We start from the raw sequence: 26,252 nt of genomic DNA on the forward strand, positions 1-26,252 counted from the left end.
GATTAATTAGCCTCCTCGACTTCAAAGCGATAATCCTCAATCACAGTGTTTGCCAGCAGCTTTTCACACATTTCTTTTACCAATGCGTCAATATCACGTTCAGTATCTGAAATTAATACTTCTAAATATTTACCGATACGTACGTCCTCAACTTCTTTATATCCCATATTTACTAAAGATCCTTTTACTGCAGAGCCTTGTGGGTCTAATACACTTTCACGTAACGTAACGTAAATTTTAACTTTTTTCATATCACTTTCCTCCAAGTCTAGAAAGAATAATGTTATAAACATCTGTTAAACTACCAAGATCACGTCTAAATACGTCTTTATCCAGCTTTTCATTCGTTTCCGCATCCCAGAGTCGGCAAGTATCTGGAGAGATTTCATCCGCAAGCAAGATGTTGCCTTCTTTATCACGACCGAATTCCAATTTAAAATCAACTAATACTACATCGATTTCTTCAAATATTTTCCTCAATGCTTCATTCACTTTAAATGCATTGTTAGTAATCGTTTCAACTTCTTCTTTTGATGCAATCCCAAGTATGTCAATATGTTCATTGTTAATCAAAGGATCTTTTAATGCGTCATTTTTATAGTAAAACTCAACAATCGGACGCTTTAACTTTGTTCCTTCTTCAATGCCAAGCCTTTCAGCGAAGCTACCTGCTGATATATTGCGAACAACCACTTCAAGGGGGATGATATCCACTTTTTTTACTAGTTGTTCGTGTTCAGATACACTCTTAATAAAGTGAGATTCGATACCATGCTGTTTTAATTTTTCAAAAATCAGGGTAGAAATTTTATTATTTAATATTCCTTTCCCCTCAATTTCTGCTTTCTTCAGCCCGTTAAAGGCTGTCGCACTGTTTTTATACTCAACAAACAAAACATCTTCCACATCTGTTGCATATAAGCGTTTCGCTTTTCCTTCGTATAACAGCGCACCTTTTTCCATAACCGTTCCCCCAATAATTTAAATTTTTCAATGGCTTCGCCTTTTACTGTACCGATTAATCATTTAATCCTAAACGTTCAAAAATCAAATCAACATTTTTCAAATGCCAGTTGTAATCGAAACAATCATCAATTTCTTCTTTAGATAAAAGTGAACTGATTTTTTCATCTGCTTCAACAAGCGGACGGAAATGTCTTTGTTCATCCCAAGCTTTTGCCGTTAATGGTTGAACAGTATCATAAGCTTCTTCGCGAGATAATCCTTTATCGATTAATGCTAGAAGAATACGCTGTGAATAAATTAGTCCGAACGTAGCGTCCATATTGCGTTTCATGTTTTCTGGGAAAACGGTTAAGTTTTTCACGATATTGCTGAAACGGTTCAACATATAGTTAAGTGCTATCGTTGTATCAGGAATAATGATACGTTCTGCTGATGAATGAGAAATATCACGCTCATGCCATAAAGAAACATTTTCGTAAGCTGTGATCACATGTCCACGTACTACACGAGCAATTCCAGCCATGTTTTCTGAACCGATTGGATTGCGTTTATGCGGCATTGCTGATGAACCTTTTTGTCCTTTTGCAAATCCTTCTTCAACTTCTCGAGTTTCGGATTTTTGCAATCCTCGAATTTCCGTTGCGAATTTCTCAATGGAAGTTGCAATTAGAGCTAATGCTGCAATGTATTCTGCATGGCGATCACGTTGCAATGTTTGAGTTGAAATTGGTGCTGGCGTTAGACCTAATTTTTCACAAACGTATTGCTCTACAAATGGATCGATGTTGGCGTATGTTCCAACAGCTCCTGAAATTTTACCCGTCTCAATCGTTTTTGCTGCTCTTTCAAATCGTTCTAGATTGCGTAACATTTCTTCACGCCATAAGGCAAGTTTTAATCCAAATGTTGTCGGTTCTGCGTGTACTCCATGTGTGCGCCCCATCATCACCGTATATTTATGTTCTTTTGCCTTGGCTGTTAATACATCAATAAAGTTTTGAATGTCTTTTCGTAGAATGTTGTTTGCTTGTTTAATTAAATAAGAGAGGGCAGTATCTACAACATCTGTTGAAGTCAGTCCGTAATGAACCCATTTTCTTTCTTCCCCAAGCGTCTCAGAAACAGCGCGAGTAAATGCTACTACATCATGTTTCGTTGTTTGTTCAATTTCGTAAATACGGTTAATATCAAATGAAGCGTTTTGACGCAATTTCACTACGTCCTCTTTTGGAATAACTCCAAGTTCAGCCCATGCTTCACATGCTAAAATCTCAACTTCAAGCCAAGCTTTAAATTTATTTTCTTCAGTCCAAATTGCTCCCATTTCTGGACGAGTATAACGTTCAATCATTTTCAAATCTCCTTTTCCTCATTCTGACCAAATGCCAGAAGCTTCAATTTCTATTAGTGTTTCTTCGATGTTATCAGTTAGTATTGTTACATGTCCCATTTTTCGGTTAACTTTTGCCTCTTTCTTTCCATAGAGGTGAATCGACCAATGTGGATATTTAGTAATGGAATTGGAAAGCGGCGCTACATGCTGCCCTAATACGTTTACCATCACTACTGGAGAATGTAGTTTTGGTTCACGCAATGGCCATCCTGCAACAGCACGGATATGTTGCGCGAATTGAGAAATGTTGCATGCTTCAATGGAATAATGACCGGAATTATGCGGTCTTGGTGCTAGTTCATTAATGATAATTTGTCCATCGTTTAATACGAACATTTCAACTGCTAATGTTCCAATTAATTGCAAATGTTCAGCGATTTTTCGTGCTGCTTCTTCCGCTAATTGTTTTGTTTCTGTAGAAATTCGAGCAGGCACAATTGTTTCATGTAAAATGTGGTTAATATGAACATTTTCGCCAACTGGTAAACAATAAGTTTCTCCATTTCCATTCCTTTGGATAATGACGGAAATTTCCTTCTCAAATGGGATAAATCCTTCCACAATACATTGTGAGTGATTAAATAAATTTTTAGCTAATGGCAAGTCTTCTTTTGATAGAAGCTTTTGTTGACCTTTTCCGTCATAACCAAAACGGGCAGTTTTCACAATGCTCGGAAAACCAATTTGATCTATTTTTTCAACAAGTTCCTCATAGCTCTCGCAAACAATATACGGTGCAACAGGGCAACCGGCATTTACAATAGCTTCCTTTTCCGTTACTCGATTTTGAGTAATGCGAATAATTTCCGCGCCTTGAGGAACGTAGGCAATCTCTGTTAATCGTTTTAGTCCTTCATAATCTATATTTTCAAACTCAAAAGTGATGACATCACTTATTTCCGCTAATTCTTCAAGTGCAGCTTCATCATCATACGGAGCTACAATTTGTATATCTGCAACTTGACCACATGGTGAATCCATTGTCGGATCAAGAACTGCAATTTTGAAACCTGCTTCTCTTGCACTGAGAGCCATCATTCGTCCTAACTGTCCACCCCCGATGATGCCAATCGTTTGACCGGGGTATATTGTTTTTGTCACTTCAAGTCACCTGAACTTTCTAATACTTTTTGTTTTAATTGTTCACGTCTTGCTTCCAGTTTTTCTGCTATTTGTTTATCTGTAATGGATAAAATTTGTGCTGCTAAGAGTCCAGCATTTGTGGCACCTGCTTTGCCAATAGCAACTGTCGCTACAGGAACACCACCAGGCATTTGCACAATGGAAAGCAATGAATCAAGTCCATTTAAAGCTTTTGATTGTACAGGTACACCGATGACTGGCAAAGTTGTTTTACTTGCAACCATCCCCGGTAAGTGAGCTGCTCCTCCCGCTCCGGCAATAATGACTTCAATACCACGTGAACGGGCAGTTTCGGCATATTCAAACATCAAATCAGGAGTTCGATGAGCTGATACAACTTTCTTTTCGTATGGCACTTCTAACTCGTCTAATATGTCACAAGCATGTTTCATCGTATCCCAATCACTGGAACTTCCCATTATGACGCCGATTTTAGGATTCATTAATAACGCTCCTTTTTAAGTTAACAATGTATTTACATGTATTCGTAAAAAAATCCTCAAATAGCCCGCCTTCGCTACACGGTAGAAAGCAGAGTACTTGAGGACATAGCAAAACAGAAGGTTGAGGTAATTTATTTCCAACCTACCGAATCATCCAAAAGTTGCTTTCCCGCATAGTCCGACATTTACGGTGTCGGGTAGAGACACTAGAGCCATATTCTCTAGCATATATGAGGGAGTTTTCCTCTGTTCATTGTAGCAAGGGTGAAGAAGAAAATCAATCAAAAAATGCGAACGATTATAAAATACCACTATTTAATGTTCGTGTTTTTCTCATTATTTGTTTTTTCTTCAAGTAATTCCGCCTTAAATTTAACTTTTTGACGAAAATACGTAATCTCACCATTAATATATTGAAAGACTGGCTCCTCTTTTCGAACAATTGGCTTGTACCCCATTTGTTCTATTCTTGTTATACATTGTTCAGGCGTTTCATTTTCTTCCATTTCCACCCAGATTGTTTTTTTAGCCAAATAATTCATCCTTTCATGAAAAACATTTTATTCTCCTATTATACATAAAGAAAAATAATGAATTATATGGAAGATTCAATAACTAATTAGTAAATTCTTATTATTTTCGTGTGTAATTCTTTAATCAATATTATTTGTAAAAACTAATGCTATTTATGGAACATAAGAATTTATTTTTTGATTAATGTCCGAGTATTAAATGGATCTTGAGTTTGAAGGATAAATTACTGATGTAGCGAATACTAAAACTGAAGGTTTAATTAAAAATCAGGAGAGTGAATATGATAATTCTTTTTGATTTAATATTGCCCGAATTGCATGGTTTTGATGTACTAAAACAGTTACATACGATACATACATCCGAACAATTGACATAGACATGAAGGATATTATGATAAATTTAATCATTCAATAATAAACTGGGTAAAGAGAGGTTATGTTTATGATTAAACCAAAATTATTAAAACCGGGGGATACTGTAGGAATCATATCTACTTCATCTCCAGTTGCAGCAGCTTGCCCTAATAGATTTCAAAGAGGAATTTCTGAATTAGAGAGTATGGGTTTTAAGGTGAAAATAGGGAAAAATGCTCTGAAACGCATTGGGCATTTAGCAGGAACCGTTGAAGAAAGGTTAGAGGATTTACATGAAATGTTTCAAGATCACGAAGTAAAAGCTATTATTAATACAATAGGTGGTTACAATTCGCACCAACTATTAGAATACATTGATTATAATCTTATAAAGCAAAATCCAAAAATAATATTGGGTTATAGTGATTTCACTGCTATTCTATTAGCTATTCATAAAAAATCTGAACTAATAACCTTTATGGGACCCGCACTATTACCTCAATTTGGTGAATATGGTGGAATGTTAGAATACACAAAGAAAATATTTAAAGACGTTTTAATGACCCAAAATGATGAAATACGCATTCCTCCTAGTAAATATTGGACAAGCGAATTTTTAGCTTGGGATATAGAGGATGATCGACCACGACAACTTACTAAAAATGAAGGACCTCTTATTATTAAAGAAGGAAGAGCAAGGGGAAGTATCTTAGCTGGCAATATGGGGACAATGTTACTATTAGCAGGAACAGAGTTTCTTCCATCCTTTGATAACAAAATACTATTTTTAGAAGAAGATGAACAAGAAAATCCTGGTACTATCGATCGCTATTTAACTCAGTTACGGCATATGGGGGTTTTTGAAAAAATTAATGGAATAGTGGTCGGACGTTTTCATCCAAAAGTAGAATTTTCACAAGATTATACATTTATAGATATCATTTGTCAGGCTACTAAAGGATATGATTTTCCAATTGTGTATAATGTTGATTTTGGACACACGGATCCAATGATGACAATTCCAAACGGTATTGATGTAGAAGTTGAAGCGTCTAACAATAATGTCAATATTTTATTTTGTGAAAACTCAGTACAATAGAGTTGGAAGAAGTTGTTAACTCCCGTCCACGTTCCGTCTCCTCCAAATAATTGTTTTGCTTTCGTTTTAATTGCCACTTCTCTATCGCGCCGATCGGACTTTCAGTCCTTGGTAGTAAGGAGCTCAATTTTTGCAATAAAAAAAGGGGCTGGGACAAAACTAGCTTCTAGATAGGAAAAAGGAGAATTTGAGTTGGCTCAAATTCTCCTTTTTCCATTTATACCCATTATTTTTTGTTAGTTGATCTTTGTTGGCCGTGTATTTTCGTAAATTCACGGCCATTAAGGCAATGCCCATTTCATTTTCCACTTTCGATTTTCCTCGAACGGAAAATCGAGTGAAACGCAAATTAGCCTTCAAGAATCCAAAAACTGGTTCTACGTCTATTTTACGTTGACGGAAAATAGAACCAGCTTTTTCTTCTGAAAGCTTCGCTCTTACATATTCTTTTTGTTGTTCCCATTTTTCATTCACCATGACCTTTCGGTGATTGCCTTCCTTTGCTTTTGTGCATGATGAACGAAATGGACATCCTGAACAGTTTTCACATTCATAGATTTTCAATTCTCGTTTGAAACCAGTCTTATCTGTACGTACAGAACGATAACGGAAGGTTACTCGCTGCTGATTTGGACAAATGTAGGTATCACTTTCTTCGTCGTACATCCAATTGTCTGGATGAAATGGATTTTGTTTATATTTCTTCTTTTGTTCTTTCTCATACATGGTATATGGAATGAGTGCCTCACATTTTCGATTCGAAAGGATGTCTTCATAGTTTTGTTCACTACCATAACCAGCATCTGCGACAATATACTTTGGTAACGGAAAATAATCCTTTTCTATCTTATTCAAGAACGGAATTAATGTACGTGTATCAGTAGGATTTGGAAAGATGCTATAAGCTAGTGCGTATTGACCTTCTGTTGCGATTTGTACATTGTATCCAGCTTTCAATTGACCGTTTTTCATATAGTCGTCTTTCATTCGCATGAACGTCGCATCTTGATCTGTTTTGGAATAACTGTTCCGTTCCCCCAAGATGTCCAAGTCTTTTTGGTATTTTTGTTTTCGTAGAATGAAGTCTATTAATTGTTTGTACGCTTGTTTTGGATATTTTCGTTCGCTTCTTAATGCTTTTCGTTCTGTGGCATCGGGCGATGTTTCTATCTTTTGGTCATATTCCTTAATGACTTCATCGACTTGTTGCACCATTTGAGCGAGTTCTTCTACGGACAGTTCTCCCTCATTTTCCCGCTCCATTTCAGGGATGATTTCTTTTTCTAATAGTTCGTTGTATAACTGATTGGACTTTTCAATTAAGTTTTGGTTGTATTTTTCAATGGATTTCTTCCATACGAAAGTAAATTTATTGGCATTCGCTTCAATCTTCGTACCATCGATAAAAATGGCTTCTTGATCGATTAACTTTTCTTCCACCAGTTGGCAACGGAATTGGACAAAACATTGACGAATTAATTCTTTTACTTCCGGATGCACACGAAAACGATTGATCGTCCGATAACTTGGTTCATATCCTTGTGCCAACCACATCATTCGTATACTGTCCTTTAATAGCGCTTCAATTTTTCGACCTGAAAAGACAGACTGCGAATAGGCACACAAAATAATTTTTAGCATCATGCGTGGATGATAAGCAGGACAACCTGTATTTCGAAGAAACGGCTGGAAGGCTTCATCTGGAATACTTTCAACTAAATGGTGAATATGGAAGGCAATATCATTTTCTTGTAATTTTATTTCTAAATCTAGAGGTAAAACTAATTGATTCATGTTATAATATTTAAACATAAGGACCCTTCTTTCTGTTAGTTTTGGTGGTAACTTAATTTTAACAGAAGAGGTCCTTATTTTTTATTGAAAAAATGAAGAACAGCTCATGAAATTTCATTCCAAAATATCATGAGCTGTTTCCATTTTAGAGGGGGTTTTGTCCCAGCCTCCTTCTGCGAAGCGCTCGTCTATCTCTCACAAGGGGACCCCTTAACTACCATCGGCGCTAACTCCGAAGCACGTTGACCAGCGAATTTCTGTGTCAGCTTCGGCAGTCCGGTGCTCACGTACATAGTACGCTCCGCTCCGGGCTGCCTCGCTTCCTTGAACTTCTTGGTCCCCGTGCTTCTCGTCTCCGTCAAATATTTGTTTGGCTTTTGTTTAGCATGTGGTTTCTGTTTCGCGCCGATCGGACTTTCAGTCCTTGGTAGTAAGGGGCTTCAGTTTTTGCAATAAAAAAGCACCACTATTGTGGTGCCTTTTTGCGAAGCGCTCGTCTATCTCTCACAAGGGGACCCCTTAACTACCATCGGCGCTAACTCCGAAGCACGTTGACCAGTGAATTTCTGTGTCAGCTTCGGCAGTCCGGTGCTCACGTACATAGTACGCTCCGCTCCGGGCTGCCTCGCTTCCTTGAACTTCTTGGTCCCCGTGCTTCTCGTCTCCTTCAAATATTTATTTTACTTTTGTTTAGCATGTGGTTTCTGTTTCGCGCCGATCGGACTTTCAGTCCTTGTTAGTAAGGGGCTTCAATTTTTGCAATAAAAAAAGCACCATTATTGTGGTGCCTTCTGCGAAGCGACGTCCTACTCTCACAAGGGGAAGCCCCTTACTACCATCGGCGCTGAAGAGCTTAACTTCCGTGTTCGGTATGGGAACGGGTGTGACCTCTTCGCCATCGTCACTTCACTATATGAGAGGTTGTTCTCTCAAAACTGGATAACGACATTGAAATGATTGGTTAAGTCCTCGATCGATTAGTATCCGTCAGCTCCACACGTCACCGTGCTTCCACCTCGGACCTATCTACCTCATCGTCTTTGAGGGATCTTACTTGCTTATGCAATGGGAAATCTCATCTTGAGGGGGGCTTCATGCTTAGATGCTTTCAGCACTTATCCCGTCCACACATAGCTACCCAGCGGTGCCTTTGGCAAGACAACTGGTACACCAGCGGTGTGTCCATCCCGGTCCTCTCGTACTAAGGACAGCTCCTCTCAAATTTCCTACGCCCACGACGGATAGGGACCGAACTGTCTCACGACGTTCTGAACCCAGCTCGCGTACCGCTTTAATGGGCGAACAGCCCAACCCTTGGGACCGACTACAGCCCCAGGATGCGATGAGCCGACATCGAGGTGCCAAACCTCCCCGTCGATGTGGACTCTTGGGGGAGATAAGCCTGTTATCCCCGGGGTAGCTTTTATCCGTTGAGCGATGGCCCTTCCATGCGGAACCACCGGATCACTAAGCCCGTCTTTCGACCCTGCTCGACTTGTAGGTCTCGCAGTCAAGCTCCCTTATGCCTTTACACTCTGCGAATGATTTCCAACCATTCTGAGGGAACCTTTGGGCGCCTCCGTTACCTTTTAGGAGGCGACCGCCCCAGTCAAACTGTCCACCTGACACTGTCTCCCAAGCCGATCAGGCTTGCGGGTTAGAATTTCAGTACAACCAGGGTAGTATCCCAAGGGCGCCTCCAGGGAAGCTGGCGCTCCCCCTTCTACGGCTCCTACCTATCCTGTACAAGTTGCACCGAAATTCAATATCAGGTTACAGTAAAGCTCCACGGGGTCTTTCCGTCCTGTCGCGGGTAACCTGCATCTTCACAGGTACTATAATTTCACCGAGTCTCTCGTTGAGACAGTGCCCAGATCGTTACGCCTTTCGTGCGGGTCGGAACTTACCCGACAAGGAATTTCGCTACCTTAGGACCGTTATAGTTACGGCCGCCGTTTACTGGGGCTTCAATTCGGAGCTTCGCTTGCGCTAACTCCTCCTCTTAACCTTCCAGCACCGGGCAGGCGTCAGCCCCTATACTTCACCTTACGGTTTTGCAGAGACCTGTGTTTTTGCTAAACAGTCGCCTGGGCCTATTCACTGCGGCTCATCAGGGCTTGCACCCCAATGAGCACCCCTTCTCCCGAAGTTACGGGGTCATTTTGCCGAGTTCCTTAACGAGAGTTCTCTCGCTCACCTTAGGATTCTCTCCTCGACTACCTGTGTCGGTTTGCGGTACGGGCACCTCCCGCCTCGCTAGAGGCTTTTCTTGGCAGTGTGAAATCAGGAACTTCGCGCGTAACGCGCTCCCCATCACAGCTCAGCGTATTAGGAAGCGGATTTGCCTACTTCCACGCCTTGCTGCTTGGACACGCTCGACCAACGGCGTGCATTCCCTATCCTCCTGCGTCCCCCCATCACTCAAACGGCGGGGAGGTGGTACAGGAATATCAACCTGTTGTCCATCGTCTACGCCTTTCGGCCTCGACTTAGGTCCCGACTAACCCTGAGCGGACGAGCCTTCCTCAGGAAACCTTAGTCATTCGGTGGATGGGATTCTCACCCATCTTTCGCTACTCATACCGGCATTCTCACTTCTAAGCGCTCCACCAGTCCTTCCGGTCTGACTTCGACGCACTTAGAACGCTCTCCTACCACTCGTGCAACGCACGAATCCACAGCTTCGGTGAATCGTTTAGCCCCGTTACATTTTCGGCGCAGCGTCACTCGACCAGTGAGCTATTACGCACTCTTTAAATGATGGCTGCTTCTAAGCCAACATCCTGGTTGTCTAAGCAACGCCACATCCTTTTCCACTTAACGATTACTTTGGGACCTTAGCTGGTGGTCTGGGCTGTTTCCCTTTTGACCACGGATCTTATCACTCGTAGTCTGACTCCCGTGTATAAATAGCTGGCATTCGGAGTTTGTCTGAATTCGGTAACCCGAGGTGGGCCCCTAGTCCAAACAGTGCTCTACCTCCAGTATTCTTCACACGAGGCTAGCCCTAAAGCTATTTCGGAGAGAACCAGCTATCTCCAAGTTCGATTGGAATTTCTCCGCTACCCACACCTCATCCCCGCACTTTTCAACGTGCGTGGGTTCGGGCCTCCAGTGAGTGTTACCTCACCTTCACCCTGGACATGGGTAGATCACCTGGTTTCGGGTCTACGACCACGTACTCAAAACGCCCTATTCAGACTCGCTTTCGCTGCGGCTCCGCATTTTCTGCTTAACCTTGCACGTAATCGTAACTCGCCGGTTCATTCTACAAAAGGCACGCCATCACCCGTTAACGGGCTCTGACTACTTGTAGGCACACGGTTTCAGGTTCTCTTTCACTCCCCTCCCGGGGTGCTTTTCACCTTTCCCTCACGGTACTGGTTCACTATCGGTCACTAGGGAGTATTTAGCCTTGGGAGATGGTCCTCCCGGATTCCGACGGAATTTCACGTGTTCCGCCGTACTCAGGATCCACTCAGGAGAGGATGGATTTTCGACTACAGGGCTTTTACCTTCTCTGGCCGTCCTTTCCAGAACGGTTCATCTAACCCATCCTTTTGTAACTCCGTATAGAGTGTCCTACAACCCCAAGAGGCAAGCCTCTTGGTTTGGGCTGTTCCCGTTTCGCTCGCCGCTACTCAGGGAATCGATTTTTCTTTCTTCTCCTCCAGGTACTTAGATGTTTCAGTTCCCTGGGTGTGCCTTCTTAACGCTATGGATTCACGTTAAGATACTGTTCCATTACGAACAGTGGGTTCCCCCATTCGGAAATCTCCGGATCAAAGCTTACTTACAGCTCCCCGAAGCATATCGGTGTTAGTCCCGTCCTTCATCGGCTCCTAGTGCCAAGGCATCCACCGTGCGCCCTTAACAACTTAACCTTTACGGTTTTCGATACGCTGCGCAATACTTCGTCAATTTCGCTCGTTCGAATCCTCATGTACGCATATAGTACACTCCGGTTCTCACTCGCTCATTTCCTTGTCTTGCTTGCGTCTCGCAACCCTTACGGCTTTTAATCTACGTCGCATTTACGTCGTGTTAGCCTAGTTGTTTACGCTTTACAGTAAATATCTTGCTTTCAATGTCGTTTATCCAGTTTTCAAAGAACAACACTATAACTTTGAAGGTCATAAACCTTCAAAACTGAACACAAAACGCTAATGCTTCCGTAAATATCCTTAGAAAGGAGGTGATCCAGCCGCACCTTCCGATACGGCTACCTTGTTACGACTTCACCCCAATCATCTGTCCCACCTTCGGCGGCTGGCTCCCGAAAGGGTTACCTCACCGACTTCGGGTGTTACAGACTCTCGTGGTGTGACGGGCGGTGTGTACAAGGCCCGGGAACGTATTCACCGCGGCATGCTGATCCGCGATTACTAGCGATTCCGGCTTCATGCAGGCGAGTTGCAGCCTGCAATCCGAACTGAGAACGGTTTTTTCGGATTGGCTCCGTCTCGCGACTTCGCGACCGTTTGTACCGTCCATTGTAGCACGTGTGTAGCCCAGGTCATAAGGGGCATGATGATTTGACGTCATCCCCACCTTCCTCCGTATTTGTACGGCAGTCTCCTTAGAGTGCCCAACTGAATGATGGCAACTAAGGACAAGGGTTGCGCTCGTTGCGGGACTTAACCCAACATCTCACGACACGAGCTGACGACAACCATGCACCACCTGTCACCGCTGTCCCCGAAGGGAAGGCTATGTCTCCATAGCGGTCAGCGGGATGTCAAGACCTGGTAAGGTTCTTCGCGTTGCTTCGAATTAAACCACATGCTCCACCGCTTGTGCGGGCCCCCGTCAATTCCTTTGAGTTTCAGTCTTGCGACCGTACTCCCCAGGCGGAGTGCTTAATGCGTTAGCTGCAGCACTAAGGGGTGGAAACCCCCTAACACTTAGCACTCATCGTTTACGGCGTGGACTACCAGGGTATCTAATCCTGTTTGCTCCCCACGCTTTCGCGCCTCAGCGTCAGTTACAGGCCAGGAAGCCGCCTTCGCCACTGGTGTTCCTCCATATCTCTACGCATTTCACCGCTACACATGGAATTCCGCTTCCCTCTCCTGCACTCAAGTCTCCCAGTTTCCAATGACCCTCCCCGGTTAAGCCGGGGGCTTTCACATCAGACTTAAGAAACCGCCTGCGCGCGCTTTACGCCCAATAATTCCGGACAACGCTTGCCACCTACGTATTACCGCGGCTGCTGGCACGTAGTTAGCCGTGGCTTTCTAGTAAGGTACCGTCAAGGTGCAGCCAGTTACTACTGCACTTGTTCTTCCCTTACAACAGAGCTTTACGATCCGAAGACCTTCTTCGCTCACGCGGCGTTGCTCCATCAGGCTTTCGCCCATTGTGGAAGATTCCCTACTGCTGCCTCCCGTAGGAGTCTGGGCCGTGTCTCAGTCCCAGTGTGGCCGATCACCCTCTCAGGTCGGCTACGCATCGTCGCCTTGGTAGGCCGTTACCCCACCAACAAGCTAATGCGCCGCGGGCCCATCCTATAGTGATAGCAGAACCATCTTTCAACATCAAAGCATGCACTTTGATGTATTATCCGGTATTAGCACGCGTTTCCGCGAGTTATCCCAGTCTATAGGGCAGGTTACCCACGTGTTACTCACCCGTCCGCCGCTAACCTCATGAAAGCTAGGCTTTCAATTGGTTCGCTCGACTTGCATGTATTAGGCACGCCGCCAGCGTTCGTCCTGAGCCAGGATCAAACTCTCCATAAAAGAAAATTTGATTTGCTCAAAATTTAATGTCCGAATCTAGTTTGTCAACGAGGGTTAACAACTAGATAAATTATTGCATTAACGTTTTGTTGTTCAGTTTTCAAGGTTCATTTTCAATCGCTTTAACAGCGGCGTTTTTTATATTAACAAATCTAAAATCGATTGTCAACAATGTTTTTTATTATTTTTTGCTGTTTTTTATTATCAGCAACAGCGTTTATTAATATAACATCTTCATTTTTATTTTGCAAGCATCTGATGAATAAAAAAACAATTCATATTATTTTTACTATTAAAAACTTATTCATTCATTAGATATGAATAAAATCAAAACCACCCGTGTGAACGGGTGGTTTGTTCTGTGGCTAGAAGCCTTTATTACTGGCCAACCCCTAAAGGGGCATCGAATGGTTCGCCAACTGCACTACTTTTCCAGCTGACCCTTAAAGGGTCTCTTTTATTTTTTCCTAGGTTTTCGCTTTATCTCTTCACCTGTAAATGGATCGATGAATTCTTCCATACTGAGTTGATCTGCAATGATATCATCTTGTATTTGATTTCGAATATATTCTTCAATTACCTTTTTATTTCTGCCTACCGTATCCACATAAAATCCTCTACACCAAAATAGATCGAATATCATCAAACTACTTTTTCCTTTTAAATATCCCACGAATGATGAAACACTTAATTTTGGTGGGATACTGACCAACATATGTATGTGGTCTTTGCATGCGGTAGCTTCAATTATTTCTACGCCTTTTCTTTCACATAGTTGTCTTAATATTTGTCCAATATCTTTCTTTATCTTTCCATAAATTATCTGTCTTCTATATTTTGGTGCAAATACAATGTGATACTTACAATTCCACTTGGTATGTGCTAAACTATTTGTGTCAGAAGACATAATAGGTCCCTCCTTGGTACTAAAATTTGGTTGGCGAACCGAAATTTATTTTAGCATCAAGTGGGATCTTTTTTAATACCTCGCTGTAAGCTATACGGAACCCCCTGCCTAGCAGGGGGTTTTCTTTTTTACACAAAAAATGGGGAAAGCAGCTTCTCTGCTTTCCCTCATAGGTTATTCTGACAATGTCGTTAAATATAATAAGAAGAGTATAGCAAATACATACATAATCGGATGAACTTCTTTAACTCTCCCTTTAAGGATCATTGTAATCGGATAGAAAATGAAGCCTACCGCAATACCTGTTGCAATCGAACTAGACAATGGCATCATAAACATTGTTAAGAAAGATGGTACTGCGATTTCGAATTTATTCCATTCAATTTCACGTAATGAAGCAGCCATCAAAATACCTACAATAATTAATGCCGGTGCTGTTACCGCACTTGTAATAACAGATAATACTGGAGAAATAAACAATGCCAATAAGAATAAACATCCTGTTACTACAGAAGCAAATCCGGATCTTGCACCTGCTGCTACACCTGATGATGATTCAATATAAGATGTTACCGTTGATGTACCGAAAATAGAACCGATCATTGACGCGATTGAATCTGAAATCAACGCTCTGCCCGCACGTGGCAAACGATTATCTTTTACAAATCCAGCTTGGTTTGTTACCGCAACAAGCGTTCCTGCATTATCAAAAAAGTCAACGAATAAGAATGTTAAGATTACTGAAAGCATTGATAATGAATAAAAGCTTGGATCAGAAAATGCTGTAAATAATTTACCGAATGTTGGCGCAATACTTGGAGGAGCTGATAAAATAGACGCAGGTTTATCTATAAGTCCAAAAATCATACCAACGATAGCCGTGATGACCATACCATAGAAAACGCCGCCTTTAGATCCTCTAACCATTAATATTACTGTTATTAAGATTCCAAAAATAGATAACAACACTTGAGGATCTTTTAAATTCCCCATCCCAATAACTGTTGCTCCATTCGCTACAATTATTCCTGCATTTTTCAATCCGATATACGCGATAAATAAACCGATACCTGCACCTACCGCAAGTTTCAATTCCATCGGGATGGCATTAATCAATTTTTCACGTAAACCAGTTAAAGTTAAAATAAAGAAGAAAACAGATGAAATGAATACAGCTGCTAATGCATGTTGCCATGGACTTCCGTGAGATAATACAACAGTGTAAGCAAAAAATGCGTTTAACCCAAGGCCAGGCGCTAAAGCCAACGGATATTTTGCAAAAATCCCCATGATGAAACATCCTATTGCAGCAGAAACTGCAGTTGCAACGAATACCGCACCGTATTCCATTCTTAATTCATCTGGTAAATCAGGAATATCTGCCAACGTTAGCGTTAATGGGTTTACAACCAAAATATACGCCATCGCTAGAAAGGTTGTAATACCACCGATAATCTCCTGCTTATAAGATGTTCCTAGTTCATCAAATTGAAAATATTTTTTCATATTTTCCTCCGTCTCTCGTCGCCTATGTCCAGATAGCTTCAGTATGTCCTACCTTTCGAATAACATACGAAAAATAAAAAGTCATGCAACAAGTGCATGACTACAACTTTTATAAACGAATTCATAGAAGCATGAATTCTATCTATAAAGTCGTAGTCAAGCTATTTACGGTAGCTTGGTAGAGACTATCGAGCCATATCCTCGACATTATACGACGTTTTTTTTAATTTTTACTCCTGTAATATATCATCTTATTTTTCGCTTTTCAACCCTAATCACGAACATTTTTTTATATTTTTAAAATAAAGTTCGTGAAATTCATTCCACTTTTCCCAAAAATTATGTTCTCTATTTTCTTTTATAAGTTTTTTATGGACAATAAAAAAACTCCCTGATAGGTTGGATTTTTCACTTATCCACCTATTAGGGAGCATTTCAATTTTTGGAGATATATTTGTACTTCGTGAAATTATGATATCCTTTAATCATATCTCAAATGCTTGTTTATTAAGTTCATCGCTAAAGTTTCGATAATTTTCTGATCGTTATCCACGAGCCATTACACTTTTGACCGAATGAGTTGATCAAACATTTTCCTCCGTCTTTCACCAATAATTTCCAAAAGAACTAAAGCATTCCAATTACAGGGGAAAAGTGATCTTCCATTCACAGACATCTCCCCTTCATATGAGCAATACAAAAACATCGAAGTACTTTACCATCATGAAATTACAACAGGAACAACTCCGACAACTTTTGATCCGTACGCTCCTGTAACGAGACAACAATTTGCAACGTTCATCATGCGTTCGCTGAATGCATCTTCGAAATAAAGACCGCATTTGAAGGATTATTCAATCACTGGATTGGATGATCCTTTTTATTTTTTTGCGATGTAAATAAGAAATATCAATACTATATTCATGCATGGCCAAATCTTTTTCTGCTTTATACAAGCAATAAAAAACATAAAAAACTTTCCTTTATCCATGAAGAACTGAATAAAGGAAAGTCGATTGTTGATTCATAAAGCAGGTATTCTGTTTACTCCCACTCAATTGTGCTAGGTGGCTTAGATGTAATGTCAAGAAGTACGCGGTTTACATGTGGCACCTCATTTACGATACGAGTAGAAATTTTTTCTAACACGTCATAAGGAATGCGTGCCCAATCACTAGTCATACCGTCAACGGAAGTCACCGCACGTATACCAACCGCATAATCATATGTGCGTTGGTCTCCCATAACACCTACAGATTTAATGTTAGGCAACACAGTGAAGTATTGCCAAATTTCACGATCAAGGCCCGCTTTTGCAATTTCCTCACGTAAAATTGCATCGGATTCACGAACGATTTCTAGTTTCTCTTCTGTTACTTCTCCTAATACGCGAATAGCAAGACCTGGACCTGGGAAGGGTTGACGCCAAACAATTTCATCCGGTAAACCAAGCTGAGTACCTAGTTGTCGAACTTCGTCTTTGAACAATGTTTTTAATGGTTCAATTAATTCAAATTTCATATCTTCTGGTAAGCCACCAACATTATGGTGAGATTTAATTGTTTGAGCAGTTGCTGTACCAGACTCAATGATATCTGTATATAAAGTTCCTTGTGCTAGGAAATCCATATCATTCAATTTGCTTGCTTCATCGGAGAATACATAGATGAACTCATTTCCGATGATTTTACGTTTTTGTTCAGGGTCTGTTACTCCTTTTAATTTGTTCATGAAGCGTTCACGAGCGTCGATTTTAATGACTTTCATTCCGAATTTACCTTCGAATGTTTCCATTACGCTCTCCGCTTCACCTTTACGAAGAAGGTTGTGGTCGACAAACATACAAGTCAATTGGTCTCCAATTGCTTTATGAATTAATACCGCAACAACAGATGAATCCACACCACCTGAAAGGGCACATAATACTTTTTTGTTGCCTACTTGTTCGCGGATTTTTTTGATTTGTAAATCAATGAAATTTTCCATTGTCCAATCGCCTTTTGCGCCACAAATATCAAATACGAAATGACGTAAAATATCATTTCCATGAACAGAATGATGCACTTCTGGATGGAATTGAACGCCATATAATTTCCGTTCTTCATTTTGCATTGCAGTAATTGGGCAACTTGGACTCGTTGCAATTGTTTCGAAACCTTCAGGTAATTGAGTTACAAGGTCGCCGTGACTCATCCAAACCACTTGCTCTTTTGGAAGGTCGCCGAACAATGGATTGTCTTTTGTAATTTCAATTTCTGCCTTACCATATTCACGAGTATTTGCGCTTTCTACCTTACCGCCAAGAGTATGGGCGATTAATTGCATACCATAACAAATTCCTAAAATCGGTAAACCTAAATTAAAAATCTCTTCATCGACTTTAAAAGCATTATCGTCATATACTGAATTTGGACCACCTGAAAAAATAATCCCTACCGCATTCATTTCTTTAATTTCTTTAGCAGAAAGTGTGTGAGGCAAGAGCTCCGAAAATACACCAAATTCACGAATTCGTCGGGTAATTAATTGATTGTATTGACTTCCAAAGTCGAGAACAACGATTTTTTCTTGTTCTTTTAATTGAGTCGTCACGATTTACACCTCTTCTATATTTACTGCCTTATAATTTTTTAAATTTTACTCTTACTCATATATAAAATCAACTACTAGTGCGATTGATTAAATTTTCCCAACATTCTTTCACTTTTCCGTAGTCAATTTGCTGTTTATTACCATAGATATAATTTTCGTAGGCATCCGTAATCTGTGACATATGTGTAGAAGAAAATATTTCATCAACTTCTTTCGCAAAAGATTGTAACGTTTGACCTTCTTTCCTCTGCAATCCGTTTAATTCCAACACTTTCAACAGTCTCAAATAAATGATTTCAAAAGTTGCTTCATTAATAGTTTGATGTTTCAGCCACCGACTATACAATTTCGGCATCCATCTTTTGCGGAAAATAAATAATAGTATACTCACCATAACTATTCCAATAAAGGCAATGTTTAATATAGGTCCGATATGGTTAAGCCAATTCTTAAAACTTGTAAACTCAGCATTATGTTGTTTCATTTCCTCATTTTGTTCATCTTTTAGTTTGTCAGATTCCGTATTTTCATCTACTGTTAACATATCATCCTGATAAGCATCCGTTTCAAAATCGTAATGAATGTTACGATTTGTAGTAAAACCAATTGTTGGTTCAAATGGAACCCATCCAACCTTTGGAATATATGCTTCTACCCAAGAATGAGCATCGTTGTTTGTAATTTCATATGTTTTTAAATCACCGTCACTTGCAATCACTTCGCCTCCAGCAAACCCTTTAACCCAACGAGCTGGAATCCCCACCGCTCTCAGCATGACAACCATCGCTGTTGAGAAGTTGTCGCAATAACCGATTTTTGATTCAAACAAAAATTGATCAACGTAATCTTGGCCCTCATCAGGAACAGGCACCCCTTCCGTTTCATAGCGGAAGCCATTTAAACGAAAATAGCTTTCGATTGCGCGAGCTTTATCATAATCACTTTCTTTCCCCTCAACAATTTCCTTTGCCAAATCAATGACTCTTTGAGGTAGGGATTCTGGCAACTGTAAATATTTTTCCTGAATGCTAGAATCAATGGGTTGTTGAATTGTTGAAGTCAAATCGCTATATAAATACTCCGGAGTGCTATACTCAACGTGATACAAAAACTCCCCAGCATAATCTGTAGATATTTTCTCCGTTTCAAGATTCACAATCAGACGAATTGGGTTTTCCACGTCTGTTCTTGCATCGATGGAAATAAGTCCATACGGTTGAATAATAAAATCGTATGGGTATCTTAGTTCTATATGGGCAAATTGCCTTTTTTCATCAGGTCCCACTGGCAATGAGTGAAAATGATGAATCGGCTCCCCAAGTGGAATGGATGCCAATTCATCTGAATGCGACGTCTCCCAACCTTTTGACGTGTATACATCTTTTGTTTCAACCCGCCAATATTGCTTTGTCGTAGCACGAGCAATAAAAACAACTGTATCATCCCCAACGAACGATCCTCCTAGTTGGGAGTCATCTTCATCATAACCGATTTTTTTCACAGGGCCGCCCAACCCATTTCCTTGTCCTGCCATAGTTTTGATATACGGAACAGGATCTGGCCATTGTGGGGATGCTTTCGGCAATAACGCCCCTACCAATACAACCATTCCTATCATCAGCAGAACAGGTAATGCAAGTTTTAAATAGTTATACCAATTGAACGATATACCTGATTGCAACATGAGCCTTTTCACAAACAAAAATACCATCATTAATAATCCAAGCAGCACGACTTTAACAATGGCCGTCGTCCCATCGTAATCAGTAAATGTATCTAAAATACCAATGAATACTACCGTTAACACAAGGAAGTAAAAAATATTCATTCTTACCGTTAACCAATGATGTACTAAATAAACAAGCATCCAAATGAGAATAAAAAATAAAATAGATTGGAAAGAGTTCGTTATATGAAAAAATTCTCCTTGAAACATCAAAGCAAAATTGTACAATAATTCATTCAACAGAAACTGAATGCCTTCATTTGAAAAAATCGATAAATCACTATACACATAAACGATAAACCATGAAATATAAGATATTTTCATAATCCATGAAATAAAAATTGGTAAACGGAACAAACTAATAGCGAGGCACAGAGCAATAAATAACAAGATTAAATCCACATACCCTATTCCTGTAATGCTCATGATAGGCGTCAACCATTCCCGTAATATAAAAAAAATAAGAACGTAATATAGTGCAAGTTCTATTGTTTTATAAGCTCCATTTTTCACGGTTTTATCACCTCCGTGAAGACATCACTAAACCTCTCTTTTGTAATTGGTATAATAGTTACGTTGAAAAACTCTTCCCTCGCTTGTCCTATTTCTTGTTGGGATGACAAGACAAAACAAATAATTCCTTTTGTCTTTTTCGAATGATTCATAAAGAAATTTCTTAACGACTCTGTTAATTCACCTGTAAAAAGCAGCATGAAAGAATCGAGTGTCTTGCCCTCTCTTGTTAATATCCATTCTATATTTTTTGAATCACTCGCTTCCACCAACGATAGTTGTTTCATAATATTCCCGAATTGACTTTGTTTCAGTTGTGGATAAAAAACTTGTTCATCTCCTGCAATGAAAAATGATACTTCTCCATGATTTTTTACAATGGTTTGCAAGACTGATGCTGCTAATTCCACCACTTCTTCAAAATGTCTTTTCACAGTAGCATCTAACACAAGCATTACTTCATGGCTTTGCCGCACTTCAAAATCTTTCGTCCTTAACGTTTCATCCTTCGCAAATGACTTCCAATGAATCCAAGAAAACCGGTCGCCAGCTTGATAATTTCTAATGCTTGAAACCAAAGTAGTATCTTTCAAGAAAGCAAAAGGAGCTAACACTCCACCTTGATCAATATGCCGTTGGAATTGGCGATATTTCATTTCCGTTATTTTTGGATATACTATTACCTTTTGTTTTACATCTACAAATTTATGTCGTACCGTCCAACCAAAAAAATCGGTAAAAGTAAATTGTAATGTTGAAAATTCAATAACTCCTCGCTCTAATTCAGGTATCTCATACGTCCAATGAAAGCTTCTTTTAAATCCCGCAAAAAAAATGTTTGAACACCCTTTAGACTTTGCAACAATATCATCTTTCAGTCCAATCTCCCTTACTGTTACAAATGCTAATGGAAACCATGTTTTATTTTTAAAATGAATTGTGACGGACGCTCCATCGCCTCTCACTAGTTTGGTAGGGTGGATTTCCCTCTTAACTTCCTCTATGCGTACAGGAATAAAGTTGAGAACTAAGGAATAAAGCAAAAATGGAATTAATGTGTAAAATAAAAACCAACTGACAAACCCACCTTGAAACATGGCATAACTGAAGGTAATTAGAATTAATAAGATATTGACGATAAAGCGACCGATCTTGCTGAATATTCTGTTCCAATAACTCATTTTTCTACAAACCTTCTAATAGGGATGACAGACTTTGTAATGATATTGTTTAGAATTTCATCCACCGTCAATCCTTCATAGCGTGCCTCCGGTTTTAAAATAATGCGGTGGCTGAAAACAAAGGGAGCTAAGTATTGTACATCATCAGGCTTTACAAAATCCCGATTGTGTATTTTCGCATATGCTTGACATGCTCGCATTAATGCAAGAGTTCCCCTTGGACTAACTCCTAAATATACATTTGGTTCTTCCCTAGTGGCTCTAGCCAACTGAACAATATAGCCTTTTACCGAATCATCTACATAGACGTTTTTCACTTCGTCTTGTATCGCTAACAATTCATCTATTGTAATCACTGGTTCTAAATTTTGAATCGGTGCTGATTTTTCAGCTCTTCTTAAAATTTCTATTTCTTCTAGTGCTGTTGGATAGCCCATATGAATTTTCATTAAAAAACGATCTAACTGTGCTTCTGGTAAAGGAAATGTGCCTTCGTATTCTATCGGGTTTTGTGTAGCCATGACAAAAAACGGTTTCGGTAACTCAAACATTTCTCCATCGATGCTCACTGATGATTCTTCCATGCTTTCAAGTAAAGCCGATTGCGTTTTAGGAGAAGTTCTATTAATTTCATCTGCTAAAATAATATTTCCAACAATCGGACCTGGTCTAAATTCAAATTGCAATGATTTTGGATTATAGATTGAAACGCCAATGACATCAGAAGGTAACAAATCAGGAGTAAATTGAATTCTTTTGAAATCTGCGCTCACGGATTTCGCAAGAGCACGCACCATCATTGTCTTTCCTACTCCTGGCACATCTTCAAGCAGTACATGTCCACTAGCAAGCAATGCGACAATGCTCAATTCTGCGACTTCTCGTTTTCCAATCATTACTTTCTCAATATTTTTGATTATCATTTCAATTTTTGGATGCATACATAAATCCTCCTGATCTTTGTGTAAAAGTCAGAATTTACACAAAATAACATAAATAAAGCATAAACGAACCTTCAGTTAAAAGACAACTAATTACAATTTAAAAAAGTTAAGATTATACATTAGTATAGTTTCCACCTTTTACCGAAAAATTAAACAAAAAAAATGGACCGTCTGAAATGATTTTGAGACGGCCCATTTGCGATAAGGATAGCAACTACAGAAGGAGCAAAGATTTATAAAAGACGCGAGGTGATGGAACGTTTATACTTTATGGATAAATCCTTCCAAATCTAAAATTTCACCATTGTTTCATATCTTTGTTACTGGCTGTAAAACATTGCTCTTCCATTTATTTTATATCTTGTTTTCAAATAGAAGTGCGGTAAGCGCGGATGAGAACTTTCTTATTTCTTGCCCTCTTGATTTTCTCTTTATGTTGTAATAATCTTTTTCGCATTTTTTCCATCGATTCACCATCAAATTGTTGCCCTACAATAAACATTCTTTTTGCGTTGCGATTTAAAACCGTATTGGATAAGCGTGATTGAACAGCACTACTTTTACTTCGATTTTTCCGCTGTTCTCGAGGATTCTTCGAAAACGGATGATTTCCTCTTCCTTCATCCATCACTCGAAATACTTGTTCATTGTTTGTGTGTAAATATTGCTTCGAATAAGTGCTACTCGCAACAGGTTGAATACGAGAAGTTCTCAATGCGCTCACCTCCATTCCCTGTTTATTTACCAACTTTTTTATTATATTATCGGAATAAATTGATTAAAATGAAATTTTACAATATGAAATTTGTACTAAATTTATATTTTTATTTTTTCGTTCCAATACATTTAATGCATATAAAAAAGAATTCGCTACAAATAATGTATGCGAATTCTCTTCATAAAATGATGTTCATTTACTTCCAAAAATCATCAAAGATTGTGATAGGTAAATGACGTTTATGTTTTGATCGTAAGTAGTGGCCTTCAATTATTTTTTTTGCATCCTCCGGAACAGCTTTTCCTTCTAAATAATCATCAATCATTTCATAAGTAACCCCAAGAGCTTCTTCATCTGGTAATAGTGGTCTTTCATCTTCTAAGTCGGCTGTAGGTGTTTTCATATATAAATGTTCAGGACACCCTAAATATTTAAGCAACTGTTTTCCTTGGCGCTTATTTAATCGGAAAATCGGAACTAGATCGACTCCACCATCGCCATATTTTGTGTAAAAACCTGTTATTGCTTCAGCGGCATGATCCGTACCAACAACAACCGAGTTTGTCATCATCGCAATGGAATATTGCACTTTCATTCGTTCACGTGCTTTTTCATTTCCTTTTGCAAAATCGCTCAAAATAATTCCCGCTTCTTTCAACGCTTCAATACTAGCGTCTACCGCCTTTTTAATATTAACTGTAATAACTTTAGTAGGTTGGATAAACTTTAACGCATCTTGAGCATCTTGTTCATCCTTTTGTTCACCGTAGGGAAGGCGAACCGCGTAACAAGAATAGATTTGCTCGCCAATTTCAGCATTTAACTCATCCACTGCGATTTGAGTCAGTTTTCCAACTAGTGTTGAATCTTGCCCACCGCTAATTGCGATGACAAATCCTTTAACAAACGGATGTTTCTTTGCATATTCCTTCAAAAAATCAATGGATTTTCGAACTTCTTCTGCTGGATCTATTTTTGGAAGTACACGCAACTCTTCAATAATTTGTTTTTGTAAACTTTCCAAGAGCATCCCCCCTAAATTATTCGATATTTTCAATCGCATCGCGAATTTCTTGAATCTTTTGCATTTTGTTATCCCAACATTTTTGGCTAAGGTCAACAGGATATTCTTCAGGATTCAGAGAGCGTTTATATTCATCCCATAATAATTCTAGACTTTCCTTTGCATATTGTTGCATTTCCATCACTGAAGGACTTTCATATACGATGGCACCTTCATCGATGATTTGTTTATGTAATTCTCTCGCTTCGAAGTTTGTAACAAATTTTGAAATAAACGTATGCACAGGGTGGAACATTTTTAAACGCTTCTCTTCTTGCGGGTTTTCATCCGCCATTGTAATATAGTCCCCTTCTGCTTTTCCGTTTTCTTTATTCACAATGCGAAACACTCTTTTTAATCCTGGTGTCGTTACTTTTTCAGCATTTGAAGTAATTTTTAATGTATCTTCCATCTCACCTAGCTCATTCTCAATCGCGACCATTTTATATACAGCACCTAATGCCGGCTGATCGTAGGCAGTTATGAGTTTCGTTCCAATTCCCCAAGAATCCACTTTAGCCCCTTGAGCTTTTAAGTTTAGGATGGTGTATTCATCTAAATTATTGGATGCAATAATTTTCGTATTAGTAAAGCCAGCTTCATCTAGCATACGTCTCGCTTCTTTTGATAAAAAGGCAATGTCACCGCTATCAAGACGAATTCCTACGAAATTGATTTGCCCTTCTAATTCTTTAGCTACACGTATTGCATTTGGTACGCCTGATTTTAACGTGTTGTAAGTGTCTACTAAAAATACACAATCTTTATGACGTCTTGCATAGGCTTTAAAAGCATCGTATTCATTTTTATAAGCTTGGACAAACGCATGAGCATGGGTACCAGATACAGGTATATTAAATATTTTCCCTGCACGAACATTGGAAGTTGATTCAAAACCGCCAATGACTGCAGCCCGTGCTCCCCAAATAGCTGCATCCATCTCTTGTGCACGGCGAGCACCAAATTCTGCAGCAGCTTCTTCCTTTACAATTTGCTTTATACGGCTCGCTTTTGTTGCAATTAATGTTTGAAAATTAATAATGTTTAGTAGGGCTGTTTCTATTAGTTGAGCTTCTGCTAGGGGAGCTTCGATGCGAACAATCGGTTCATTAGCAAAAACAACTTCCCCTTCAACTACTGAATACATGGAACCTGTAAAACGTAAAGAACTTAAATAATTAAGAAATTCTTCATCATATCCTAACTCTCGTAAATAGGCCAAATCTGTTTCAGTGAAACGGAAATTCTTTAAGTATTCAATAATCCGTTCAAGCCCTGCAAAGATGGCATATCCATTCCCAAAAGGAAGTTTTCTGAAAAAAATTTCAAATACAGCTTTTCTATCATGAATACCGTCTGCCCAATAACATTCCACCATATTGATTTGATATAAATCTGTGTGCAAAGTTAATGAATCATCCTTATATATTTCTTTCATTAGGAACTCCTTCTTCCATTATTCATTAGTCCTAGTATACACTATTCCATTATTCTAATCGAAATTTTAAATAAATTATATTTAATTATTATAAACATCCTTATTGTAATAACACATGTACAATTTGTAATTATTTCTCATTTGTTCTATATAAAAGTTATAATGACCTTATCATCTTCGCTTTTCACTTATTAACCC

The 26,252-nt window shown here is 39.3% G+C and carries 18 protein-coding genes, 3 rRNA genes and 2 riboswitches; of the genes, 2 read left to right on the forward strand and 19 right to left on the reverse strand.

The window, feature by feature from the left end; all coding sequences use genetic code 11:
* Positions 1–2: 2 nt before the first annotated feature.
* The 6 genes from purS to NST98_RS10815 all read right to left on the reverse strand — a co-directional run bounded on the left by purS (position 3) and on the right by NST98_RS10815 (position 4,478).
* Positions 3–251, reverse strand: coding sequence for a phosphoribosylformylglycinamidine synthase subunit PurS (purS, locus tag NST98_RS10790; protein ID WP_016838767.1), 249 nt, complete (start codon positions 249–251; stop codon positions 3–5).
* Position 252: 1 nt separating this feature from the next.
* Positions 253–963, reverse strand: a complete 711-nt coding sequence (purC, locus tag NST98_RS10795; RefSeq protein WP_016838768.1) for a phosphoribosylaminoimidazolesuccinocarboxamide synthase — start codon at positions 961–963, stop codon at positions 253–255.
* A gap of 55 nt (positions 964–1,018) precedes the next feature.
* Complete coding sequence (gene purB, locus NST98_RS10800; RefSeq protein WP_173662433.1) at positions 1,019–2,317, reverse strand: adenylosuccinate lyase; 1,299 nt, start codon at positions 2,315–2,317, stop codon at positions 1,019–1,021.
* Positions 2,318–2,335: 18 nt separating this feature from the next.
* Complete coding sequence (gene purK / locus NST98_RS10805; protein WP_016838770.1) at positions 2,336–3,460, reverse strand: 5-(carboxyamino)imidazole ribonucleotide synthase; 1,125 nt, start codon at positions 3,458–3,460, stop codon at positions 2,336–2,338.
* Positions 3,457–3,945, reverse strand: coding sequence for a 5-(carboxyamino)imidazole ribonucleotide mutase (gene purE / locus NST98_RS10810; protein WP_016838771.1), 489 nt, complete (start codon positions 3,943–3,945; stop codon positions 3,457–3,459). The genes purK and purE overlap by 4 nt, the downstream gene beginning before the upstream one ends.
* Positions 3,946–4,099: 154 nt before the next feature.
* Positions 4,100–4,199, reverse strand: a riboswitch (purine riboswitch).
* Between the two features lie 57 nt (positions 4,200–4,256).
* A complete protein-coding gene (locus NST98_RS10815) occupies positions 4,257–4,478 on the reverse strand; it encodes an NETI motif-containing protein (protein WP_340715109.1) in 222 nt (73 codons plus the stop codon).
* A 442-nt stretch (positions 4,479–4,920) separates the two neighbouring features.
* Between NST98_RS10815 and NST98_RS10820 the strand changes: the two genes are divergently transcribed.
* Positions 4,921–5,931 (forward strand): S66 peptidase family protein, encoded by a 1,011-nt coding sequence (locus tag NST98_RS10820; protein ID WP_340715110.1) that lies wholly within the window; start codon positions 4,921–4,923, stop codon positions 5,929–5,931.
* A 159-nt stretch (positions 5,932–6,090) separates the two neighbouring features.
* Here the strand turns inward: NST98_RS10820 and NST98_RS10825 are convergent, their stop codons facing one another.
* From NST98_RS10825 to NST98_RS10850, 6 genes are all read right to left on the reverse strand, one after another.
* The gene (locus tag NST98_RS10825; RefSeq protein ID WP_340714120.1) at positions 6,091–7,743 is read right to left on the reverse strand and encodes an IS1182 family transposase; all 1,653 of its coding nucleotides are present in this window, start codon (positions 7,741–7,743) and stop codon (positions 6,091–6,093) included.
* A gap of 775 nt (positions 7,744–8,518) precedes the next feature.
* A 5S ribosomal RNA gene (gene rrf / locus NST98_RS10830) occupies positions 8,519–8,634 on the reverse strand.
* A 48-nt stretch (positions 8,635–8,682) separates the two neighbouring features.
* Positions 8,683–11,609: ribosomal RNA gene (locus tag NST98_RS10835) — 23S ribosomal RNA — on the reverse strand.
* Positions 11,610–11,913: 304 nt separating this feature from the next.
* Positions 11,914–13,466, reverse strand: a 16S ribosomal RNA gene (locus NST98_RS10840).
* The 16S, 23S and 5S rRNA genes sit together here, the layout of an rRNA operon.
* Before the next feature lie 457 nt (positions 13,467–13,923).
* Positions 13,924–14,373: an IS200/IS605 family transposase gene (gene tnpA / locus NST98_RS10845; protein WP_096551201.1), complete on the reverse strand. Its 450-nt coding sequence runs from the start codon at positions 14,371–14,373 to the stop codon at positions 13,924–13,926.
* Positions 14,374–14,547: 174 nt separating this feature from the next.
* Positions 14,548–15,879 (reverse strand): NCS2 family permease, encoded by a 1,332-nt coding sequence (locus NST98_RS10850; RefSeq protein ID WP_016838963.1) that lies wholly within the window; start codon positions 15,877–15,879, stop codon positions 14,548–14,550.
* A 133-nt stretch (positions 15,880–16,012) separates the two neighbouring features.
* A riboswitch (purine riboswitch) is annotated at positions 16,013–16,114 on the reverse strand.
* 439 nt (positions 16,115–16,553) lie between these two features.
* Here NST98_RS10850 and NST98_RS17330 point away from each other — a divergent pair.
* The gene (locus tag NST98_RS17330; RefSeq protein WP_445684057.1) at positions 16,554–16,712 is read left to right on the forward strand and encodes an S-layer homology domain-containing protein; all 159 of its coding nucleotides are present in this window, start codon (positions 16,554–16,556) and stop codon (positions 16,710–16,712) included.
* 211 nt (positions 16,713–16,923) lie between these two features.
* Here the strand turns inward: NST98_RS17330 and guaA are convergent, their stop codons facing one another.
* The 7 genes from guaA to NST98_RS10885 all read right to left on the reverse strand — a co-directional run bounded on the left by guaA (position 16,924) and on the right by NST98_RS10885 (position 26,054).
* On the reverse strand, positions 16,924–18,471 hold the full coding sequence (guaA, locus tag NST98_RS10855) for a glutamine-hydrolyzing GMP synthase (protein ID WP_340715111.1): 1,548 nt from the start codon (positions 18,469–18,471) through the stop codon (positions 16,924–16,926).
* A 67-nt stretch (positions 18,472–18,538) separates the two neighbouring features.
* A complete protein-coding gene (locus tag NST98_RS10860; RefSeq protein WP_340715112.1) occupies positions 18,539–20,710 on the reverse strand; it encodes a transglutaminase TgpA family protein in 2,172 nt (723 codons plus the stop codon).
* Positions 20,707–21,891 carry a DUF58 domain-containing protein gene (locus tag NST98_RS10865; RefSeq protein WP_340715113.1) on the reverse strand — a complete coding sequence of 395 codons (1,185 nt, stop codon included), beginning with the start codon at positions 21,889–21,891 and terminating at the stop codon, positions 20,707–20,709. The genes NST98_RS10860 and NST98_RS10865 overlap by 4 nt, the downstream gene beginning before the upstream one ends.
* Positions 21,888–22,832, reverse strand: a complete 945-nt coding sequence (locus NST98_RS10870) for an AAA family ATPase (RefSeq protein WP_016838958.1) — start codon at positions 22,830–22,832, stop codon at positions 21,888–21,890. The genes NST98_RS10865 and NST98_RS10870 overlap by 4 nt, the downstream gene beginning before the upstream one ends.
* Positions 22,833–23,202: 370 nt before the next feature.
* On the reverse strand, positions 23,203–23,550 hold the full coding sequence (locus tag NST98_RS10875; RefSeq protein ID WP_096549759.1) for a hypothetical protein: 348 nt from the start codon (positions 23,548–23,550) through the stop codon (positions 23,203–23,205).
* Positions 23,551–23,749: 199 nt separating this feature from the next.
* A complete protein-coding gene (gene nadE, locus NST98_RS10880) occupies positions 23,750–24,583 on the reverse strand; it encodes an ammonia-dependent NAD(+) synthetase (protein ID WP_168412405.1) in 834 nt (277 codons plus the stop codon).
* A 10-nt stretch (positions 24,584–24,593) separates the two neighbouring features.
* Entirely contained in the window at positions 24,594–26,054 is a 1,461-nt protein-coding gene (locus tag NST98_RS10885; protein ID WP_096549761.1) for a nicotinate phosphoribosyltransferase, read from the reverse strand.
* Between the last annotated feature and the right edge of the window lie 198 nt (positions 26,055–26,252).

It is taken from the genome of Ureibacillus sp. FSL W8-0352 (assembly GCF_038004345.1).
GTDB lineage: Bacteria > Bacillota > Bacilli > Bacillales_A > Planococcaceae > Ureibacillus > Ureibacillus thermosphaericus.